The organism is Sphingomonas edaphi, assembly GCF_003583725.1.
Taxonomy (GTDB): Bacteria; Pseudomonadota; Alphaproteobacteria; order Sphingomonadales; family Sphingomonadaceae; genus Sphingomicrobium; species Sphingomicrobium edaphi.
Genome location: NZ_QXTF01000004.1, coordinates 50,643 through 69,931 on the forward strand (window position 1 = coordinate 50,643; position 19,289 = coordinate 69,931).

Below are 19,289 nucleotides of genomic sequence, written 5' to 3' on the forward strand. Positions count from 1 at the left end.
GCGCAGTGCGCCGCCTTTTGGTCGTTGCGGCAGACCTCGCAATTTGTTCTTTTGCAGTCTGGATTGCCTTTTGGCTACGCCTAGGCGAATGGGATTGGGTTAACCTACCCGTCATCCAGTTCATGGTGCTGGCGAATGCCAGCTGGCTAATCGCCGCCTTCGCCGGCGGCACCTACCGTTCAGTCATCCGCTTCTCAGGAAGGCATACTGTATTCCGGATGATTCCGGTGTTCATCGGCATGTCGTCGATGCTCGCTGCGGTGCTGTTTACTCTGCACCCTCCCGGCATCCCAAGAACCCTCTCGGTCCTTCATCCCCTCGTCTTCTTCTTTGGAGCTGCGACCCTTCGCGTCGCGGCAGCCCAAATCATCTGGGACGCCATTCACGCTCGTTCCCGGCTTCCTAACTGCAAGCGCATCCTGATTTATGGAGCGGGATCCGCCGGGCAGCAGCTCGCCCACTCGATGCGGCACGAGCCTGGCATGATCCTAGTCGGGTTCATTGACGATAACCGCGCGTTCAAGGGGCGCATTCTCGAGGGCAAGACCATCTGGCACTCCTCGCAGCTCGAGCGAGTGCTGGCCCGTGAAGATGTCAACGAGGTATTTCTCGCGATGCCTTCGGCGTCCCGGCAGGCCAAGCGCGAGATCGTCGACCGGCTCAATCACACGAAAATCAAGGTTGCGGTTCGGTCCCTCCCCTCAATCTCTCAGATCGCCTTTGACCATGTGTCGATCAATGACCTAAAAGAGGTTCAGATCGAAGAGCTGTTGGGTCGGGACGAAGTAGCACCGGACGAAGCTCTCCTCGCCCACGACATCCGTGGCAAGGTTGTAATGGTGACCGGCGCCGGTGGATCGATCGGCAGTGAGCTTGCCCGTCAGATCCTGCGCCAATTTCCCAAGCACCTCATTCTTGCGGACCAGTCGGAGTATTCGCTCTATCGCATCGATGCCGAGCTTCAGGACATCAAGAGGCGCGAGAACCTCGAACTAGAGATCACGCCCGATCTCGCCAACGTCGCGGACGAGGATGACTGCGCCCGCCTGTTTGCACGCTGGATGCCGCAAACGGTCTTCCACGCGGCGGCATACAAGCATGTGCCGCTCGTTGAAGCGAACCGCATCGCAGGCATTCGCAACAACGTGCTGGGTACGCTTCATTCAGCGTTGAACGCCGAATTGGTTGGCACCGAGAAGTTCGTCCTGATCAGCACGGACAAGGCCGTTCGTCCAACGAACATCATGGGCGCCAGCAAGCGCGCCTGCGAACTGGTGATCCAGTCGCGCGCGGAAGCCCAGTCGCGCACTAACTTCACTGCCGTCCGGTTTGGCAACGTGCTGGGTTCGAGCGGTTCGGTCGTGCCGAAGTTTCGCGAGCAGATCGCGCAGGGTGGCCCGGTCACGATAACTCACCGTGACGTCACCCGCTATTTCATGACGATCCCGGAAGCCGCCCAGCTCGTCATCCAAGCGGGCGCCATGGCCAACGGCGGCGAAGTCTTCCTTTTGGACATGGGGCAGCCGGTAAAGATTGCGGACCTCGCGGCAGCCATGATCGAGCTTTCAGGCCTGACGGTCCGCACCTTGGACAATCCCGAGGGCGACATCGAAGTCGTCGAGGTTGGCCTTCGCCCTGGCGAAAAGCTGTATGAAGAACTGCTCATCGACGCAGACGCGGAAGAAACGAACCATCCGCGTATAGTCCGGGCACGCGAGGAAAGCCTGAGCTGGCTGACACTATGCGACGTGCTCGAACACCTGCGCAAGTCGCTCCATCGCTTGGATGAGCAACAAGCGGTGAAGACGCTTCTGGGTCTCGTTCCAGGCTATCGACAGCCCCATGGGAGCATTGAACCGGAAGAGGCGCGAGAAGTTATCGCGGCCTAAGTCTGGGAAAAGAACTGCGACGGCCGATATCGCCGGCCTCGATACCTTTTGTTAAACGCCTGCAGCTACGCGCCGCGCAGTATCAGTTGCGTAGTAGACATTATGTATCCTCAAATCGAAGTTCACGAAGCGGACTGCTTCCCTGGCGCGTCGGGCGACCACCAGCGTGGCTAGCAGTCCGCAATCACCGTCCGACACCCTAATCCTCAGCGAGACCCGCAGAAACCAGCTTCTGCCCATGGACTGGTGGCACCTGTCCGAGGTTGATCTGTGGGAAATTCGGCAAATGCTGAAGGCGGGTCTCAAAGCTCCCAGACGCCTCGAGCCGGAAGCAAAACTCGCCATTGCGGCAATCCTGACGACAGGCCGCAAGCTTAAAGACCTTCGCCGCATGTCGATCGTCGAATACGAAAGCGATCTTGATCTCCCCGGGTGCAACCCCGAGGGACTGATTTGGAACAAGGATCAAATTAGCTGGCGCTTCATTGCGGGCACCGCTGACGTTCACGACGCGAGACGAAACAAATCCAAGCGTGCGAAAAAATCGCGAGGTCGCAAGGGCGTCGCGACGCCTCCTGTCTATCAATTCGTCTACTTTGACGTCGAGGAAATTGTCCAGGACTGCCTAAAACAGTTTCCGACCCAGTTCTCGCCTCTTGGCAAGGCGAGGAATGGGCCGGCGCCCCTGTTTGTCTCCCGCAAAGAGGCGCACATCACCAAGATCGAGCAACTGCTCGATACCCGCCGCCCGGTGGAATGCGGACGCCCACGAGCCTGCTCACGTACAGTGCCAAGCTTAGAGCGCTTTTTGACGCGGGCGATGACCTTCCAATACGGCGGAGATCTCGTCGGCGCGATGAGACTAACCGGCCGCGAAGAAACGCTTGGCCGGACCGCGAATTATTACGGCGAGACGTTCGTTAGCAATGCCGCGACAAGCGCCAAGCGCGCTAACGGCATTCTTCGTGGCGACGAGAAATGGGTCCCGAGCTACGCACCAGACGATCAAAGGATCGGTAACTCGATGTCACCTGTGTGGCGAGAAGTCCGCGACCTCGCCGAAGCTTGCCGGAAGTATTTAAAGAAGACTGCTCGAAACCCTTTGAAAAGCCACAAGGCCATGACCTTTCAAACAGTGGCACTTCTTAGTTTTGCGACCGGCCATCGAGGGATGGGCGAAGCTTTACCGGGTTCAGCCGCGATCGACGAGATCACGGGGTTCTGCAAAATTCATGACAAGCTACGCCAACGTGCGGACCACGCCCGAATGATCTGGGTTGCCGATGTCGCCCGGGAGCAAATTGCGATTTACGAAGACCACTTGGGCGTTCTTGGCAGCCTGCTTAAAAAGCAGGACCACCAGCGGGTTCTCAACATGGTGGCCAGCGGAAGACTGCCGATCTTTTCCATAGAGAATGGCGCGATGGTGCGGCTGCGCTACCGGGCCCTATGGCAAGATCTCAGCACCGAGTTAGGCCTCTGGCGACCGATGACACCTAATGCAGGACGGCATTGGCTCCGTTCGGTTTTGTCGGGCCGATGCAGCAGCGATACCCTGCATGCCTTCTTCGGTCACTGGCTCCTCGGAAACGAGCCTTGGTCGTTTGGCTCTTGCCTCGACCCCCTCCTCTATCGTTCCGAAATAGACGGCGTACTAACGGAGATGCTGAAAAAAATCCGCTGGCATGCCCGCGATGCGACCGGAGCAGTCGCATGAGCCGCCTAAATGCCCTCCGAGCCTCCCCCTTTTTCGGGATTGAAATCGGAACTGCGGCTCGGCCCCTCGATTTTCTCCCGGCTGAATGGCTTGCAGAGGATCCTTGGTATTCCAGTGAAGAGCGCTTGGGCCAAATTTTATGCTCTGCGGTTGTGCACGGCGCATTGCTGGATCGGGGCGCTTGGCAAAGCTGGATGGATGCCGTCGACAGAATGCGAACCTCTGACGGCCTGGCATGGATCAGCTACGAGGTGGAGTGCGGTCAGTCGCCCAGCGGGTACCGCACGCGGCGCTGGTTTGCCGATCCAATTACGCACCGGCTCCTCGAACGGCGGCTGCAGTGGCGCAGAACTAATCCTACTATGGACGCAGAGCAGTGCCTGCTGGCCTTTCTCCGGGACCGTAATTTAGGAAAAACAGTAAACGTCTCAGCAATCGACGATCTTGAGAAATGGGCTGCCATTCACTGGCGTTTGAGGATGCCGCCTCTGCTGATCGATCAGGCGCTCGGCAATTGCGAAACAACCGCCATCGGTGAGCGCTCATACCTGCGCTTGACTGAGGGACGAGCGGCCGCCGAAAATTATTCTCCGCCAGTTCATCCGAACAGGACATGGCGCCAAAGACCGCCCAGTGCCCATGACGCCATGGCCGCGTGGTACGCCAATTACACCGCGAAAAATACGCGGGAGGGCAAGGCATTTGCCCATGGGCGGCAAATAGCCAAACGCAGCGAATATTCCCCTCGGCAGATCAAGGTCATTTGCGCGAGTTGGTTGAGACAAGCCCAGAGTTCTTTTACGAACGAGCCTGCAAGACAGCAGATCTTGAGCTGGTGCATTGCACTACTTTTGCTCCGGCGGCCCTATGGGCCTCAAGGCTACGCCCCTTATACCGTAGAGCAGAAGCTCGTGACCCTCCTCGAAGGGATATTCGCAGGCAATTATCCTGTCACCTTAACAGACCTCAATAGATATGCGGTTCTCTCGCGGGCGAAAGTAGCCATAACCTGCGAGCAATGTCATACTCGTCGCCGGCTGGTAGCCAGTGCAGCGGTCGATTTCGTACGATTCATGGACGACAGGTTTGCGTGGGCTGAGCACAAAACTAGCCAGCGTCTGTCCAGCACCGGTTTAGGCGGAGCGGGAGGCGGATCTCAGTTCCTGGATCCCGTCGAGGCCGAAATCATCTCCGACGACGAGTATGGCCGTTGCCTCAGCTATGCCTACAAGATGGACCCGTCGGGCGACTTTGCCATGATGATTATCCTTGGCTTTCGTGCTGGCCTGCGAATGACAGAGGTCGCGGGGCTCGAAACGTCAGACTTCGCATCGTCTGACAAGCGTCACGAACTACACCTACAAAGCAATCGCTATCGAAACCTCAAGACGCCGGACAGCAGGCGGATTGTTCCTCTCGACGTTTTAATGACGCCTCGCGAACTGGCCTTTTTGAATGGCTGGCTCGCTCCAAGGCGAAAACATGCCCGCAAAATCGGGCGGCCAATCCTTTGCTTCGGGCCATTGGGCGGTCAGATTTTGCCGTCCGCCAAATATCTGACCGATAGGATCGACAAGATATTAAAGGCAATTACCGGCCAGGATCTGACCTATCATTGCCTTCGCCACAGCTTTTCTAGCTACCTGATGCTGAAGTTGCTGCTTCCGGATCCGGAGAGCGAACTCCTTATTCCGGGCTCGTTTCGCAATATCGTCACGTGGAGCCACAGCCGGCAACTGCATAACAGGTTGATTGGCCGCGGCTCGCTGGGGCAATCCGCTATGCATGCCGTAAGCATGCTGATGGGCCACACCGGCATTCCGCGGACCTTGAAGAGCTATCAGCATCTGCTGGACTTGGCCGTCTACCTCTATTGCTCACGTTCCGTCAGCCAAGTCCCGCTTTGTGAATACATCCGCGACCACCTCGATGAGGACCTTGATGAGCCAAGGCTGGCGCCGCCTAAGTTGATCGATCCGAATTTTTTGAAGAAATCGCTTCGCGAAATGAAGCCTCTCCTAAAGAGCTCGGATGATCTCCTGCCGCTGAACAAGAACACACAATTCCGAGAGAAGCAGGGCGAATGGCGAAAATCGGGCTTGGCGCCGTGGACAACCGAACAGTCCGAACCGGCCCCCGAGGATTCGACAGACTGGCAATTGGTTCATAAGCTAATCACTCTGCCGCCCTTCGTAGCAAGTGCGCTGGCATTGAAATCTCGCGTCTCCAATGACCGGCTGAGCAGATGGCGGAAAAGCCGTCGCTTTCTCGTTGGCAAAACGCAGATTAAGACCCGTCCGCAAACTTTGTACCTGCCCCGTGGGGCAATCGCGGATGACCTGGTCGAGAAGCTTTGGAGGCGGAAAGCCAAGGTATCGACTGAGCAGGATTTGAGCCTGTTACGGGAATTCCTCGACGGTTATCGAACGAACGATGGAGCCTGCCGGTTCTCTAGCGAGGAGCGGGCCAAAGAATTTGCGGCGCTGCTACGCAGTCTCGGCGTACCGGGGGAGCATATCGGCATCGCATTTGGATCAAGAACTGAGGTCCGCGCGTGTCAGCATCACACTGATAAAATGGCCCTATATCCCGAGGAAGCACCATATCATTACCGAGAAGCCAAGCTTAAACCGGTAGAGCATCCCCGAGCAGATAAAAGACCTGCTTTGTGGGTCAGTTATATCAAGCTCGAGGAGGACGAGCTGGGCTGGTCATTCTCCCGTCAGCACCGCCTCGACGCGCTAAATGACTTGCGTGACGAGGAAGCCCTCCGATCCGGCGAGCTCCTATCCAAACGGAGATTGGCGGCGAAAGCTAAGAGGGAGGCGCGAGCCAATGAGATTAAGAAGCTGAATGAGGGCGGAAGAGCCGTTTATCAGCCGGGCACTTCCGCCTATCTCTTTGGCCTGCAGATGCTGGCAATTTTTCGCGGGATTACGAAGGATAATCCTTCTTAGTAGGTCGGCTGAGAGCGCCCATGACTGAGGTGGTGTTGGACCGGTTTGCCGAGGGTCGATGTTCTTCTAGAGCGAACGACCGACCCTCGACCGTCTAAGACCTATCTGGTTGCCCAGCGAGACCGAAAGTCCGCCCATTCATCATAAAGGACGCGCTGCCCCTCGTCACAGATGAGGTCGTCGGCAAAGCCTCGGAATCCCGTGCCGTCCATCCGTCGTGCCGAAATGAGCAAATGGATATGAACCGGATTATTGGATCCCGCATCGCCTGGACGGTGCTCGATCAGAAGAACCGGTAGCTGGCGTTTCCGAGCAAGGTTTTCATAAGCGAATGCCCTGCTCTCTTCCCATGCATGATGGAGCCGGCGTGTGTCCGGGAACGAAAGCGTCGCATAGATGAGCGTTGCCGGTTGGTGATCGCAGCGCGCTAGGTCGAACGCCTTCATAAGCGGCACTGCTTCGTCGAGAACGTCCGGAGCATCATCAGGCAACACGCAGCCGTAGCGATAGGCCGTGAAAGTATCCGGGTCCATGCTGGTCCCGTGATCCTTTCCACCGATCGGCCGAAGCTTGTGCAGCGCGAATTCCGACGGCGTGTTCGGGAAGCCCTGATACGACTGCTTCAGGATCCCGAACGTGAAGTCTGGGAAGCTCCCGAGTGGATTGTCGTAGAGCCAGTCCATCGGGTTTGACGAGCGACGAAGTGCCGGCTTGGAAGACCCGGTCTTGAGGTGCACCACGTTTACACTGGAGCGGTTGAGCTTGCGGGCCATGTTACTTAGCCCCCTGCAAAGCGGCAAACGTCTTGGCGGCTACGTTGAAGCCATGTTCGCGCTCGAACAGATTGTAGAAGGGCGCGCGAGGCGAAAGCGCGAGATAGCCACCGACAATCCGGATCGACCGGCCCTCGCCTTCGCTTGGAACGAGCCACAAGTCGCCTGTCGGGTGGATCTGCCACAGGCGATAGCGAATGAGCCAGGTCCGCGTGTCAGCGATCAGCAGATCGATCGTGAACGGCCCGTAACCGTGAGTTTCATCCTCGAGACGGACGATGAGGACATGATCACCGTTGCTAGAGCGCAGTTCTTGCGCTTGTTCGCACAGCATCGGGCGGTAGCACGCGGTGGCCAACATAGTGAGGCCGGCCGACGGGTGACGATAGCCCACGACCTCCTTCTCGCCGACGAAGCATACCGGCATGACATCCCCGCCAATTGCGCCTGCGAGGCTTCGCAAGGCTTCCAGCGCGCGCCGACGAGGCACGGGAATTGGTGTCGGGGCATCAAGAGCCCTCGGCGTCGCGTCTGCCTGTTTGGCCACGCAGCTAGTGTTGAGAGAGGCCACCGGGATATACCCGGCAATCGGAAAGTTGGTGGTCTGAGCCATAACTGGTTCTCCAGCGCGTCCCGGCTCCACCAAGGGACGCATTTCATTAAACGGGTGGAGCCGTGAGCTCCCCGTTCTTCGCTCTGTTACTTCCTTCTGGCGTCAGAGTTGGACTTACCCCGCTCGGAGATTAGTCAGCGGTCGCGAGCGCCAGCACTTCGGCGCTGACTTCGCCAGCCTTCTGAATTTCGCTGGGCTGCAACGTAGGATGGACGAGCCACATCAAGCTGGTCTCCCCAAGCTCTCTGGCGATTGGAAGGCGCGGCTCAGGACGCCAACCGGTGCCCTCGAAGGCCTTTTCGAGGTATACTTCCGAACAACTACCGTGAAAGCAGGGCACCCCGCGATCGTTGATTTCCTGAACGATACGGTCACGGCTCCAGCCCGCGCGAAGCCGGTCTGGATTGATGTACCCATAGAACTTATAATTCGCGTGGACCGTCTGCCCGCCATGATTGTCGACCTGAGGTAGTCTAATAGCGCCTCGCTCTTCTGCCGGCGCGAGCGCCTCAAGCATCTGCGATGCGTTGTGATTTCGCATCGCCGTCCAGTCGGCCATGCGTTTCAGCTGAATGCGTCCGATCGCAGCCTGCATTTCAAGCATGCGCCAATTCGTGCCGAAGCTCTCATGCAGCCACCGAAAGCCCGGCGGATGCTGGCGTTCGTAGACAGCTTCCCAGCTTTTGCCGTGATCCTTGAACGACCACATGCGCGACCAAAGGTCGCGGTCGCTGCACGTGACCATGCCCCCTTCCCCGCCAGTCGTCATGATCTTGTCCTGACAGAAGGACCAAGCACCGACATGGCCGATCGAACCGACGCTCTTGCCCTTATACCGAGCGCCATGCGCTTGGGCACAATCTTCGATGACGAAGAAATCATGGTCGGCAGCGAGTGCTATGATCGGGTCCAGATCAGCCGGCCAACCAGCCAAGTGCACGACGACGACTGCTCGTGTGCGCGGCGATATAACTTTCGCGATCGTCTTGGCGTTCAAATTTCCGCTGTCACGATCGACGTCGGCAAATACGGGGATGGCACCAGCATTCACAACGGTGCTGACGGAAGCCAGGAAGGTCCGTGGTGTTACGACGACTTCGTCGTCGGCTGAACCGCCGTTCGCGGACCCTATTCCGAGACCGCGCAGGGCCAAATCGAGCGCCACGGTTCCGTTGGCCAATGCAATCGCGTGGCGAGCGCCTGACCAAGCGGCGAACTCACTCTCGAAATGGCGCCCCTCTCCGCCAGTCCAATAATTGACGCGATTAGAAAGCAGTACATCGCGGACTGCATCCGCCTCCTCCTGGCTGAAGCAGGGCCAAGAGGCAAAAGAACTGTTTAGCATTTCAACCCTTGATCAGCGGCCGAGCCGGATTGCCTACCACCGTGGTTCCGGCAGGGACGTCTTTTGTAACGACAGCCCCCATTCCGACGACGGCTCCTTTTCCGATAACGAGCGGCTTTTCCGGCGTTCCCTGGCGAATTACTGCTCCGGTACCGATATAAGCGTGATCTTCAATTCGAACATTGCCATTGCAACTCACTCGGGGTGCGAAGGTCACAAAGTCGCCAATCACACAGTCATGCTCGACGTATGAGTATAGATTGGCGTGAAAACACTTCCCGATGCGAATATTCGACGTGAGCGTGACGAATGGAGATAACAGGGCGCCTTCGCCGATTGCCACATCGTCCATTTCGACAACCGAGGCCGCGCGCGCCCCGGTCAGCGTGATTCCCCCGTCTGAGCATTTGTTGGCCAAGCGCTCTCGCACGTGACTGTTGGCGACAGCAATTGCGACCAATTTATCGCTTTCCGGTCTACTGAGAAACTCATCCCATCTTATAACGGGAGTTTCGTTGACAGTGTCGACCGCACAGCCGTCGTCGATGAATAGAAACCGGGTCTCACCTGTGCCATGAGACGCGCGAAGGAGCGGGAGTATCCCACGACCACAGCCGCTTGCACCATATACTCCCACCACGCGGCTCACGAACCGCTTCCCTTAAACTTGGTCATCGTTGCTTCGCCCGCTGCACTTATCCCCTGCCGGCGGAAAACCTTCACAACGGTTAGCGCCAAGATTTTTAGATCGAGCCAAAGGCTTCGGTTGTCGACATACCAAACATCCAGCGCGAATTTTTCATCCCAGCTGATCGCATTCCTACCGTTGACTTGAGCCCATCCAGTGATTCCTGGCCGAACGTCGTGACGCCGAGCCTGATCGGCACTGTACAATGGCACATACTCCATCAACAGCGGTCTCGGACCAACAAGGCTCATATCGCCCTTGAACACATTCCACAGCTCGGGAAGTTCGTCGAGACTCGTCGCTCGAAGGAATCGGCCTAGGGACGTTAATCGCGCCGAGTCAGGCAGAGGATTGCCGTCCTGACCACTCGTGATACTCATTGTTCTGAATTTAATCATCTCAAAGGGTACAGCATGCTGTCCTGGGCGGACCTGCCGAAAGATCACCGGTGTGCCCATGGAAATCGCCACAAGCGATCCGACGGTAAGAAGGATCGGTGAGAGCAAGATCAACGCGATAGCCGACACTGCAATATCAAACCAACGTTTCACAACGTCTTGCCTCCTGAATTGCAGTGCATGGAAAGCCGTTTCTGAGTGAAGGGCTCAAGATAAGCGCTTTTGTAAAGTTTCCATACGATTTCTCTGTCGAACCGTGCGGCGACAACCCTCCGGGCGTTAGTGAAGCGCTGCTCAAAGCTCACTCGATCACCAATTGCGCTATTTATCTCGTTCACAATCGGCTCCAGTCCCCCCTCACGTGGGAAAAGTATCCCGGTCTCGCCCGAAATTACGCTGTCGCGAACGCCAACGACGTCGTAAGCGAACGTCGGCAAGCCCGTTGCGGCAGCCTCGATAGCGACATTGCCGAAACCCTCGCGATGGCTGAGAAATAAATGCAGATCAGCTGCTCTAAACCAAAGTTCTATTTCGTCAGAAAACCCAACATGAATTAAACGCGGGTTGGAGCATATGCTTTTCTGAGGGGAACAATCCTCATCTTCAATGTCTCCAACGAGAACCCATGATATCCCAACAGCCGATTTAAAGCGCTCTACAAGCTGAGCGATGTCGAGGATGCCCTTGTCGCGAGTCAAGCGCCCAACAGTTAGTATAACAAATGCATCAGCAGGAAGATTCAGCGCGGCTCGCAGTTGCGAGCGAGCTTGCGTCGATTCCGGTGGGCGGAATCGGGAGAGATCGACACCGTTGCAGGAGCCGTACCCGAGAACGCGGGCCTTACGAATTAAACGGGCATCATCGGACTTGTAAGCAAGCATTAGGGACCGGCTTACAAATAACACCTGATTCGAACACGCGAACGCTATCCGATCAAGGGTGAGATACGCGCGGCGGATCTTTCCTGAGGAATTTTCGTACGCCCTTCCGTGCACGACGGCGATACGTCCGCGCTGCCGTGTTACAAAAGCTGAAATCGAACCAATCAACAGAGCTTTCGGAGTAGAATAGACTACAGCATCGAAACGATAGATCAAAAAAATTAGAGACAGCCAAATCAGCGAAACAAGGTCTGATACCGGGTGGGGCTTCCTCCGCATCGGCACATAAAAAACTCGCCCAACATTGCGGGCCCTTAACTGATTACGGTCGTGGGCAGACCCTCCGCAGAAAAGCGACAGGCGCACACCGCTGTCTCTCAGATACTCAAGCTGCCCCTGATACAAAACATTGAACGAAACTGCGTCCGTTGCGACCATCGCTAAACGGTTGTGCTCGGTCATGCGATGCTTGTCGGCCGTGGAGCGGCGCGATTTAGCGCATTAAGCCGTTCCCGTGCCCATCGAGTGATAGGAATCTCAATGTAGCGCCAAGCTAGCACTCCCGCGAAACAAGAAACGACAACGGTAACGAACACCGCGGCGTCACCATTAATAATTGGGAAAAATCGCTCAAAAAATGTGAACCAAAAACCAAGCACAAATAAATGGGTTAAATAAATGCTATAAGACGCGTCACCAATCATTATTATCGTCTTATTCGAGTTTTGCGCGATAAAGAGAGAGGATAAAAGAATAATTGTAGCTGGCAAGCCCCAGACTATAGCACGATGAACTTGGAAATCGACTATTGCTGACAGCAGGAGGAGTATCCAGCCTGAAATATGAATCAGGAGCCAGTGGCGAAAATTTCTTTTGGAACCCAATCTGTAAATAAGATAGCAGCCGACACCCATGCAGAATTCGACGGCTATCCAGTCCAAAGCGCCCATCATGGCTAGCGCCGCTAAGGCTGCTGATGAAAAGAGCATGGCTCCGCGCTGTCGGCCGAGCAACAGCCCTGCAGCAAACAATATGTAAAACAGCATCTCGTACTCTAGGGTCCAACCAACGGATAAAAGAGGATATTGATATCCGACCGACATGGACGTGAATGCATACGAAGAGATCACATATTCCGTCGAAAGGTGCAAATCTGCGAAAAGTCTTGGCATAGCAATCGCCAAGCCTAATGTAATGGTTGTGATCAACCAATAAAACGGGACAACACGGACTAGCCTACTCGTGATAAAGTCACGAGCCGTTTTTTGCCTCTCGTGTACCGTATACGCCATAATAAAACCGGATATGACGAAGAAAACGTCCACACCGTTGGCACCCCACCCTTCAAAGGTGGCCAAAGCAGTAACGTTCATTTTCTTGGCCAAAGCCATTCCAAGTGCATGGAAGAAAACCACGTTCATTGCCGCGAATGCGCGCATGAACTGAATGTTAGAAATCATGTAAGATGATCCGTACGAACGCTAAATGATGATCAATTAACGGATTTGTTCAACGGTATGGGAGTAAATTTGATCGTTTCCATTGCCTCAAAAAACCGTTCTGCCATGCACGAGGTCACCGGCGTTGGATTTCGCCGCTGAAGCAATTGTCGCTGCAACCACGGACCAAAAAACAATATAACCACCAATCTTTTGGCAATATTGCGAAGAAAGTGTTTCGCCAAAGAAAGCGGGCTGCGAACATGGCGGCGAATACAAGCGAGTTCCGTCGAATAGGCAGCTAACAGCTTTTCACGGGTGACGTTGAGATCCTCGCGATAGATGTATAATGGTTCGGCGATCGTGATTGAGTTAAGGTCGCGCCGAGCTGCTGCCCGCGCCCACAGATCGATGTCTTCCGAACGCCGTATCGACGGGTCGTACGGGTTCCGTAACGCCCATCGCTTTCGATAGATCACCGAAGCGTGGATGAGGCCTGCATTCCCGGTAACCGCGTCCTCCAAGCTAGGAAACGCTTTGTCCGGCACGCGGACGCCGATCAATGATCCGTCGCGCTTTACTGAAAAAGTACCAGTGCCCACTATATCGGCGTCGGGGTTTGCTGAAAGCAATGCAATCTGAAGCCTTAAGCGGTCCGGATGCATTAAGTCGTCGGCGTCCATGCGCGCAACCAGGTCGTGCCCCGCCAACTGAGCGATCTGGTTTAGCCGCGCGGCAAGTCCAAGGTTTTGCCCATCGCTGACAACTCGCACGCGCGGGTCCGCAATCGACAGCGCAATCTCGAGAGAGCCGTCGGTCGACCCGTCGTCGACCAAAATCAGTTCCCAATCCTGGTGCGTCTGCGCGAGCACCGATCGTATAGCATCCTCTAGATAAGGAGCGCAGTTGTAAATCGGAATACCAATTGAGACTGGAGGGAGGCTCGTCATTCTACAACTGCAAAGAAAATTGCCGCGTTGGCGAGAATAAGCGCAATCACCGGTAGAAAGGACTCACGGGTTAGCCTCTGTCGGAGCAATGGAAACAACACCACGATCTCCAACAAGAACCATGAAAGATAAGCAAAGCGATTAGAATAGCTCACTTGGTTGATCAACACCCAGAATCCATTAGCAATCAGATATGTCGATGCTAGCCTGTCAAATTCTGGGTCCACTACACGGCGTACAAATTTCCAATAAGCTATCGCAGCAACACCAACCCCGCTATAAACTATGAAGTCCCACCGGAAGGTTCCGCCAACAGCACCGACCGTATCGAAATACGCTGTGCGACGGTCGAAATTTAATTCGATTATGCGAGAAAATAGTGCGGAGGGAGTCACTAGCGAAAGTGGGATCATCGCGAACCAGAATAACATCCAGCCTCGTACTGAGTTGAAGCGAGCTGTGATGGCATAAGATACCAAGGTTAAACCGGTAGATATGTGGGTGAGCACGGCCGCCGTCCCAAACAAGAGTCTTTGAGAAAGCTTCGGTGAAGCCAATGCTAGAAGACAAATCGACGCAGCAATCCCATTGCGAATACCATTCACGCCAAATCCATAGAAGGAGAACGACGTTGCCATCGCGGCCATAGCGATGGGCCACCGGGGTCCAAACCACAGTCGTGCGGCCCAAGCTTTCGGGATGACGTAAAGAACCGCACAGATGAAGAAATAAGTTTCGACCGAGACGACGGTAGAACTGAAGTTAGTGAACAGGTCGAACAGCGGGTCCCCCAGCGACACCTTTGCTATATCCCATTTCGCCCACTCGAAAGCGGTCGCGTATGTCGTCATGTCGACATACAGGCCGGAAATGGGCCGAAGCCCAATTAGCAGGATAAGGAACACGACGAGCGATAATCCGCCCCACGCTCGCCCCATCACCGCTCGATCGCTGCCGAGCACCAAATGGCCAAGCGCGAACAGAGCGCCCAACGTAACAAGAGCTGACGGCAAATACCCCGATAAGTAGAAGTCGCGCATCAGCATTACTCTAAAAGCAGGTTTTCGTAGCGCCGAGCGGCTTCCCCGGAGTCAAAGTTTAGCGACGCGAGCCGGGTACGCCGGCTTTCAAATGGAGGCACCTTGGGTAGGTCTTCCACCAGCGCTGCTGTCCACTCTGTCAGATGCCCGGTGTCCAAGAAACGGACTAAACCTAGCCCACAATCCACCCCAGGATCGATCGCCTTACCAAAAACACAATGAAGCCCCGCAGCCTGCGACTCCACAGCGACAACCGGAAATCCTTCATGGTGCGATGGTAAAATCATGACGTCGGCCGCCGCCAGTATTTGCGGAACATCGCCACGCAAACCAGCGTGAGTGAGGCGACAGGACAGCCCTCTGCGGTCAATCTCCTTACGAAACCATTTTTCGCGGCTTCCGGTGCCGACCGTAATGAATTTCACGCGATCATCGTTCCGGAGCTGCTCGGCTAACTTCAAGATCATCTCGTGATTTTTTACAGGCTCCAAACGAGCTAAATGCAGAATTATTCGCTGCGTATCTGCAACTCGAAACTCAGCTCTTATCTTACGCCGAGCGGTTGGGTCAGGTGCAAATGCATCCAGCTCCACACAATTCGGGAACATAATTACGTCAGAAGACGTGCCGTGAAGTTCCACACGCGCAAGTTCCCCACACGTTAGTCGCCGGGTCTGGGCCCAATGGCCAAGGAGACGAGAAATAATGCCATACGGCCGGGCAAGTAAGCCCGATCGTAGCGTGGCATTGTGGCTATGCAAAAAGCGTTTACGAACACCTGCAAGCCGGGCCGCAGCAATAAACCAGGCGGAGCTGAACCCGCTATGCCCATGAACAACGCTATACGCCTGACGACGCAAGTAGCGCCACATGTTAAGCGCACGCATGAAAATATTACCACCCTTTATTTCAATAATTCTTCCACCCAGGCTCATGATTTCGGCATCATAGTCCCCTGCCCCTGATCCGAACCGGACAAAGTCAAACTGGAAACGCTGACGATCGATTTGCCGATACAGGTTCATGAGAAAGGTTTCAGCGCCGGCCCTATTCATAGTGCCGATTATCTGAAGTACGCGTTCCGGTCCGTTCATTTCGCCGAGACCCTATCTAATCTCCGGATCGATCTTCCCAGCCATACTCCCAAGAACAATGCAGTCCGAGTATAACGGTTGTTATGACGGCCAATCGAAAACAGGACACGTTCACGTAGTCCCTCAGGTCGCCAGTGAGGGCGTCTACGCCCAATTCGCGCACAATAATCGCTTACCGTATTCACGGCATTCCGCAGGGTGCCAGAAGAACACGTCGCGAGGACATTGATGCCTCCTTGAATGATTGTTCGCTCGCCAACTTCCCGAGCGTTCTCATCGATACGCGCGTCCTTACTCGTCACTAGTTCGTCCAAAATTGCCAATCGGATCGCTGCCTTGTTTGGATCGGCGGTGATCGAATTTGGGCGAATGCGATAGCCGTAGAGCTTGCTTGTCAGATAAGCGATGGGCGCGTCCGTTGCTGCGATCAACCAGTGGAACCGATGATCTTCGTAGAGCTCGCCTTCTCTAAACTTGATCGACTCGCGCTCCATCCAACATCGATCGATCATTTTCAGCCACGCAAAAAACGGGGGAGCAAAACGCGTTGCATCGCCGGGCTCGACGAGACGCCAATCTATTTCCTTATCATTAAATGAAGGCACCCGATCCCTAAATGGACAGAAGTCGAACGTTACGATGTTTGCGCCGCTATACTTTTGAACAAGTAAGCATGTTGCGACCAATCCGGGAGACAGTACATCATCCGAATCTACGAAGATAACATACTTTCCTGATGATACATTAAAGCCAGTGTTACGGGCTGCCGACAGTCCTAGGTTTCGCTCATGCTTGACCAGCTTCATACGCGGATCTGACAAATACGGCCGCAGAGCTTGTAATGACCCATCCGTAGAAGCGTCGTCGACTAAAATCACCTCTAGATCATTGTGAGTCTGATTTATCACGCTGTCCATGCATTCGACGACGTACGCTTCAACGTTGTATATCGGTATTATTAGCGACACCTTCATGCAGCGGCCTTCACAATTGCGCGCGACAGTGACGCGAAAGCGGGATGGTCCGCATCAAGCGTTGTCGCCGGGGAGGGCGCCGCAAGGATGCAGTCAATCGCCGCACCGATGTCAGACTTCTCGTCCAGCATTCCGACTTGGGGGTTATCAGCCAACCAGTCGACATAGGTCGCGCTTATTTTCCTGTTGCTGTTATCAAAGCAGAGCACTGGCGTACCGGTTCGCTCGGCCAAAATCATGCCGTGCAACCGGTCGGTTATGACTAGCTCCGCCTTCCTATAAGCATCGAGGTGCGCGTGAAGGGCGTCTTCTGCAGATTCCCATGACTCGAACCTACATCCCAACTCGGTGTCACGCCGCGTAATCACCTGGAATCGCGACGAGATTGCCGAGGTTATCGCGTCGTCAACTTCGCGACCCCGATCGCGCTCCCGATCAGAGCGCATCGATAAAACCACTCCTCGACGTTGAAAATCTTTGCTCACAAAATTCTGAGAAAGCACGATATCTGGCGCGAATATCAATCGAGAAGGATCGGGCCAAATTTCGTTCACCAGATCAAAGGATCTTTGCTCTCGGAGCGACAATGACAATTGAGGGTGCTTCAAATACGGACGAAAAAAATGCGCTTTGCTCTTTTGATCACGCCTAGTCGCCAAGTCCACTGATTGCGGGAAGGCGATAATTGGCAAATCAGAAAACCGAGAAATGATGCGTCTTCGAAGCCATTCGATGTCTGAATAGATTTCCCCAGTGTTACCGCCACCTACCAGTGCGATAATGTCGCTACTACATGCCGAGGCGCGGACCGCAGCAAGCGAAGATAAAGTTTTGCTGATAGGAATGGTGACTAGCGCATGCTCTGGAAGCGTGTCCGCGAGAAACGTACGCTGCGCGAAGGTTATCGCAATATCTCCCAAGTTGCCATAGTCCGCCGCCAGGAAGAAGAAAACTCGCGGCGTCTCGGGCAGCGTTAGTGCGACATTTCTCTGCCGATACTCGTTTAACCGCAGCGATAGGGGAAGAAGAGCATTTCGTATCATGAAGCAGCTCGATCCTTACGGTATATAGTTCTGTCACCAAGCATCGACAGTCGGTCAAATACCTTGAAACTCATGGTGATTGACTGCAAAAGCCCAAGAACAGAGAAAACGATTATTGCAAGCAACGGGCTATTAAAGAATAGTAGTGCCACTGTAAAAAACACAATCCTGAGAACGGCAGTGATTATCTCAACACGTAGTAAAGCTTGTTGAAGACCCACGACAGGGATTAGGCACATTAGCGGGCGTGAAGCCAGCATTGCACCACCCCAGAGGGCCAACCACTTTGCGAACTGAGCTGCGTCACTCCATGCAGGTCCGAAAACCGTGCTAAAAAGGAAACTCGATGCCGCCCAAAGTAACAATACTGGTATCGCCGCAAGGATTGACGCTTGCACTGTCAGTCGACGGACTGCGGCAACTGCTGTCGCTTGATCCTTATCTAATGCTTGCGCAAATGGCCGCGTGACTGCGTCTCCCAGTGCGTCTGCGATCATCAGGATGGGACCGCTGATCACGCTTGCTGCCAAGGTATATTGCCCAGCAACATGTTCGTCAGCAAGCCATCCCAAGGCTAGGGGTGGATAGGCCAAGATGCCGTAGCGCAACAGCGAGTGTGGCGCGGTGTAGTAAGGAAAATCTTGATAACGTCGAGCCGTCCGAAAAAGCGAACGGCGACGTACACCTCGAAGAAAACGCCCAGCCAAAATACCCGGATAACGCGAAGCCATTATAAAACCGGCTGATACATTCCCCACAACAACGGCGCCGATCAACATTATTCCCGAAGGACTTGCTATGCCACCAATGATCCTCAGCCCTGCAACCGTTAGTGCGCTTCCAATTAACGCCACTGAACGCAGCCTGATAAAACGTTTCCGAAATGTAGTCTGAGTAATTATACCAAGAGTGGCAGTGCTGAAAAGCAAGAGCGTGCCCATAACCGCATTGATCCATCCATCAATGCCATTAATGAAGAATAAGAAAGAAGTGACTATCCCGATCACCGTTACCGTTAATGTGCCAATAAAGGCGAGGCGTGCTAGATTTAGGGAGTCAGCCTCGTTGCGTGCGACACATATAGCGTTTGCATAGGTCATTGTGGCGATCGGTGACAGAATTGCGACCGCACCAACCGTCATACCGAGAACGCCTAAGTCAGACGGCGAGTACCACCTACCAACAAACGCCATTGAAACTAAAGAAATCGCTTGAGCGATAACGACGCCAAAGCCGTTTGCGGCAATTGACATCAGAAGTGTCGAACCGGAGCGGCGTCTCCGTTCCGGCTGCCGTGTGCGGATGCTGTTCATGATCACGATTTCGCTACGCGATGTCTGCATCCAGGGCGAAGCATCGCGCCGAAGAAATGAATTTTCGTGATGATGCCTGTTCGAATCATAATTACTCGGCCGTGACTCTCGTCGGCAGCGAGAGTTTTATTTTGTCGCGGTCGCGATCGGCGCTGCTGAGCTGAAGGCCACCACG

At 54.8% G+C, this 19,289-nt stretch carries 16 protein-coding genes; 3 read left to right on the forward strand and 13 right to left on the reverse strand.

All coding sequences use genetic code 11. The features are described from left to right. The first annotated feature begins 5 nt into the window (after positions 1–5). The 3 genes from D3M59_RS10650 (at position 6) to D3M59_RS11965 (ending at position 6,563) form a co-directional block, all read left to right on the forward strand. Entirely contained in the window at positions 6–1,889 is a 1,884-nt protein-coding gene (locus D3M59_RS10650) for a polysaccharide biosynthesis protein (protein WP_147416746.1), read from the forward strand. Positions 1,890–2,175: 286 nt separating this feature from the next. Then, positions 2,176–3,606 (forward strand): hypothetical protein, encoded by a 1,431-nt coding sequence (locus tag D3M59_RS10660; protein ID WP_147416747.1) that lies wholly within the window; start codon positions 2,176–2,178, stop codon positions 3,604–3,606. After that, the gene (locus tag D3M59_RS11965; RefSeq protein ID WP_147416748.1) at positions 3,603–6,563 is read left to right on the forward strand and encodes a site-specific integrase; all 2,961 of its coding nucleotides are present in this window, start codon (positions 3,603–3,605) and stop codon (positions 6,561–6,563) included. Before D3M59_RS10660 ends, D3M59_RS11965 begins: the two co-directional genes overlap by 4 nt. A 101-nt stretch (positions 6,564–6,664) precedes the next feature. Here D3M59_RS11965 and D3M59_RS10670 read toward each other — a convergent pair whose 3' ends face one another. From D3M59_RS10670 to D3M59_RS10730, 13 genes are all read right to left on the reverse strand, one after another. Next, on the reverse strand, positions 6,665–7,336 hold the full coding sequence (locus tag D3M59_RS10670) for a hypothetical protein (RefSeq protein ID WP_119533664.1): 672 nt from the start codon (positions 7,334–7,336) through the stop codon (positions 6,665–6,667). A 1-nt stretch (position 7,337) separates the two neighbouring features. After that, a complete protein-coding gene (locus D3M59_RS10675; RefSeq protein WP_147416749.1) occupies positions 7,338–7,949 on the reverse strand; it encodes a hypothetical protein in 612 nt (203 codons plus the stop codon). Positions 7,950–8,079: 130 nt separating this feature from the next. Next, a complete protein-coding gene (locus tag D3M59_RS10680) occupies positions 8,080–9,294 on the reverse strand; it encodes a DegT/DnrJ/EryC1/StrS family aminotransferase (protein ID WP_119533666.1) in 1,215 nt (404 codons plus the stop codon). Position 9,295: 1 nt separating this feature from the next. Next, positions 9,296–9,943: an acetyltransferase gene (locus D3M59_RS10685; protein ID WP_119533667.1), complete on the reverse strand. Its 648-nt coding sequence runs from the start codon at positions 9,941–9,943 to the stop codon at positions 9,296–9,298. Then, complete coding sequence (locus tag D3M59_RS10690) at positions 9,940–10,533, reverse strand: sugar transferase (protein ID WP_267896962.1); 594 nt, start codon at positions 10,531–10,533, stop codon at positions 9,940–9,942. Before D3M59_RS10690 ends, D3M59_RS10685 begins: the two co-directional genes overlap by 4 nt. Further along, on the reverse strand, positions 10,530–11,723 hold the full coding sequence (locus D3M59_RS10695) for a glycosyltransferase (protein ID WP_119533669.1): 1,194 nt from the start codon (positions 11,721–11,723) through the stop codon (positions 10,530–10,532). The genes D3M59_RS10690 and D3M59_RS10695 overlap by 4 nt, the downstream gene beginning before the upstream one ends. Beyond that, positions 11,720–12,721, reverse strand: coding sequence for an acyltransferase family protein (locus D3M59_RS10700; protein ID WP_119533670.1), 1,002 nt, complete (start codon positions 12,719–12,721; stop codon positions 11,720–11,722). The genes D3M59_RS10695 and D3M59_RS10700 overlap by 4 nt, the downstream gene beginning before the upstream one ends. A 32-nt stretch (positions 12,722–12,753) precedes the next feature. Then, a complete protein-coding gene (locus D3M59_RS10705; RefSeq protein WP_119533671.1) occupies positions 12,754–13,650 on the reverse strand; it encodes a glycosyltransferase family 2 protein in 897 nt (298 codons plus the stop codon). Beyond that, a complete protein-coding gene (locus tag D3M59_RS10710) occupies positions 13,647–14,696 on the reverse strand; it encodes an EpsG family protein (RefSeq protein ID WP_119533672.1) in 1,050 nt (349 codons plus the stop codon). Before D3M59_RS10710 ends, D3M59_RS10705 begins: the two co-directional genes overlap by 4 nt. Then, the gene (locus D3M59_RS10715) at positions 14,696–15,784 is read right to left on the reverse strand and encodes a glycosyltransferase (protein ID WP_119533673.1); all 1,089 of its coding nucleotides are present in this window, start codon (positions 15,782–15,784) and stop codon (positions 14,696–14,698) included. The genes D3M59_RS10710 and D3M59_RS10715 overlap by 1 nt, the downstream gene beginning before the upstream one ends. Beyond that, positions 15,781–16,758 carry a glycosyltransferase family 2 protein gene (locus D3M59_RS10720; protein WP_119533674.1) on the reverse strand — a complete coding sequence of 326 codons (978 nt, stop codon included), beginning with the start codon at positions 16,756–16,758 and terminating at the stop codon, positions 15,781–15,783. Before D3M59_RS10720 ends, D3M59_RS10715 begins: the two co-directional genes overlap by 4 nt. Further along, a complete protein-coding gene (locus tag D3M59_RS10725) occupies positions 16,755–17,801 on the reverse strand; it encodes a polysaccharide pyruvyl transferase family protein (protein WP_119533675.1) in 1,047 nt (348 codons plus the stop codon). Before D3M59_RS10725 ends, D3M59_RS10720 begins: the two co-directional genes overlap by 4 nt. Next, positions 17,798–19,114 carry an MATE family efflux transporter gene (locus tag D3M59_RS10730; RefSeq protein ID WP_147416750.1) on the reverse strand — a complete coding sequence of 439 codons (1,317 nt, stop codon included), beginning with the start codon at positions 19,112–19,114 and terminating at the stop codon, positions 17,798–17,800. The genes D3M59_RS10725 and D3M59_RS10730 overlap by 4 nt, the downstream gene beginning before the upstream one ends. Between the last annotated feature and the right edge of the window lie 175 nt (positions 19,115–19,289).

Excerpts from the sequence above, each read along its gene's own strand:
- D3M59_RS10660 (WP_147416747.1), top strand. The coding sequence starts at position 2,176 with ATGCTGAAGGCGGGTCTCAAAGCTCCCAGACGCCTCGAGCCGGAAGCA.
- D3M59_RS11965 (WP_147416748.1), top strand. The coding sequence starts at position 3,603 with ATGAGCCGCCTAAATGCCCTCCGAGCCTCCCCCTTTTTCGGGATTGAA.
- D3M59_RS10670 (WP_119533664.1), bottom strand. The coding sequence starts at position 7,336 with ATGGCCCGCAAGCTCAACCGCTCCAGTGTAAACGTGGTGCACCTCAAG.
- D3M59_RS10675 (WP_147416749.1), bottom strand. The coding sequence starts at position 7,949 with ATGGCTCAGACCACCAACTTTCCGATTGCCGGGTATATCCCGGTGGCC.
- D3M59_RS10680 (WP_119533666.1), bottom strand. The coding sequence starts at position 9,294 with ATGCTAAACAGTTCTTTTGCCTCTTGGCCCTGCTTCAGCCAGGAGGAG.
- D3M59_RS10695 (WP_119533669.1), bottom strand. The coding sequence starts at position 11,723 with ATGACCGAGCACAACCGTTTAGCGATGGTCGCAACGGACGCAGTTTCG.
- D3M59_RS10700 (WP_119533670.1), bottom strand. The coding sequence starts at position 12,721 with ATGATTTCTAACATTCAGTTCATGCGCGCATTCGCGGCAATGAACGTG.
- D3M59_RS10705 (WP_119533671.1), bottom strand. The coding sequence starts at position 13,650 with ATGACGAGCCTCCCTCCAGTCTCAATTGGTATTCCGATTTACAACTGC.
- D3M59_RS10710 (WP_119533672.1), bottom strand. The coding sequence starts at position 14,696 with ATGCTGATGCGCGACTTCTACTTATCGGGGTATTTGCCGTCAGCTCTT.
- D3M59_RS10715 (WP_119533673.1), bottom strand. The coding sequence starts at position 15,784 with ATGAACGGACCGGAACGCGTACTTCAGATAATCGGCACTATGAATAGG.
- D3M59_RS10720 (WP_119533674.1), bottom strand. The coding sequence starts at position 16,758 with ATGAAGGTGTCGCTAATAATACCGATATACAACGTTGAAGCGTACGTC.
- D3M59_RS10725 (WP_119533675.1), bottom strand. The coding sequence starts at position 17,801 with ATGATACGAAATGCTCTTCTTCCCCTATCGCTGCGGTTAAACGAGTAT.
- D3M59_RS10730 (WP_147416750.1), bottom strand. The coding sequence starts at position 19,114 with ATGAACAGCATCCGCACACGGCAGCCGGAACGGAGACGCCGCTCCGGT.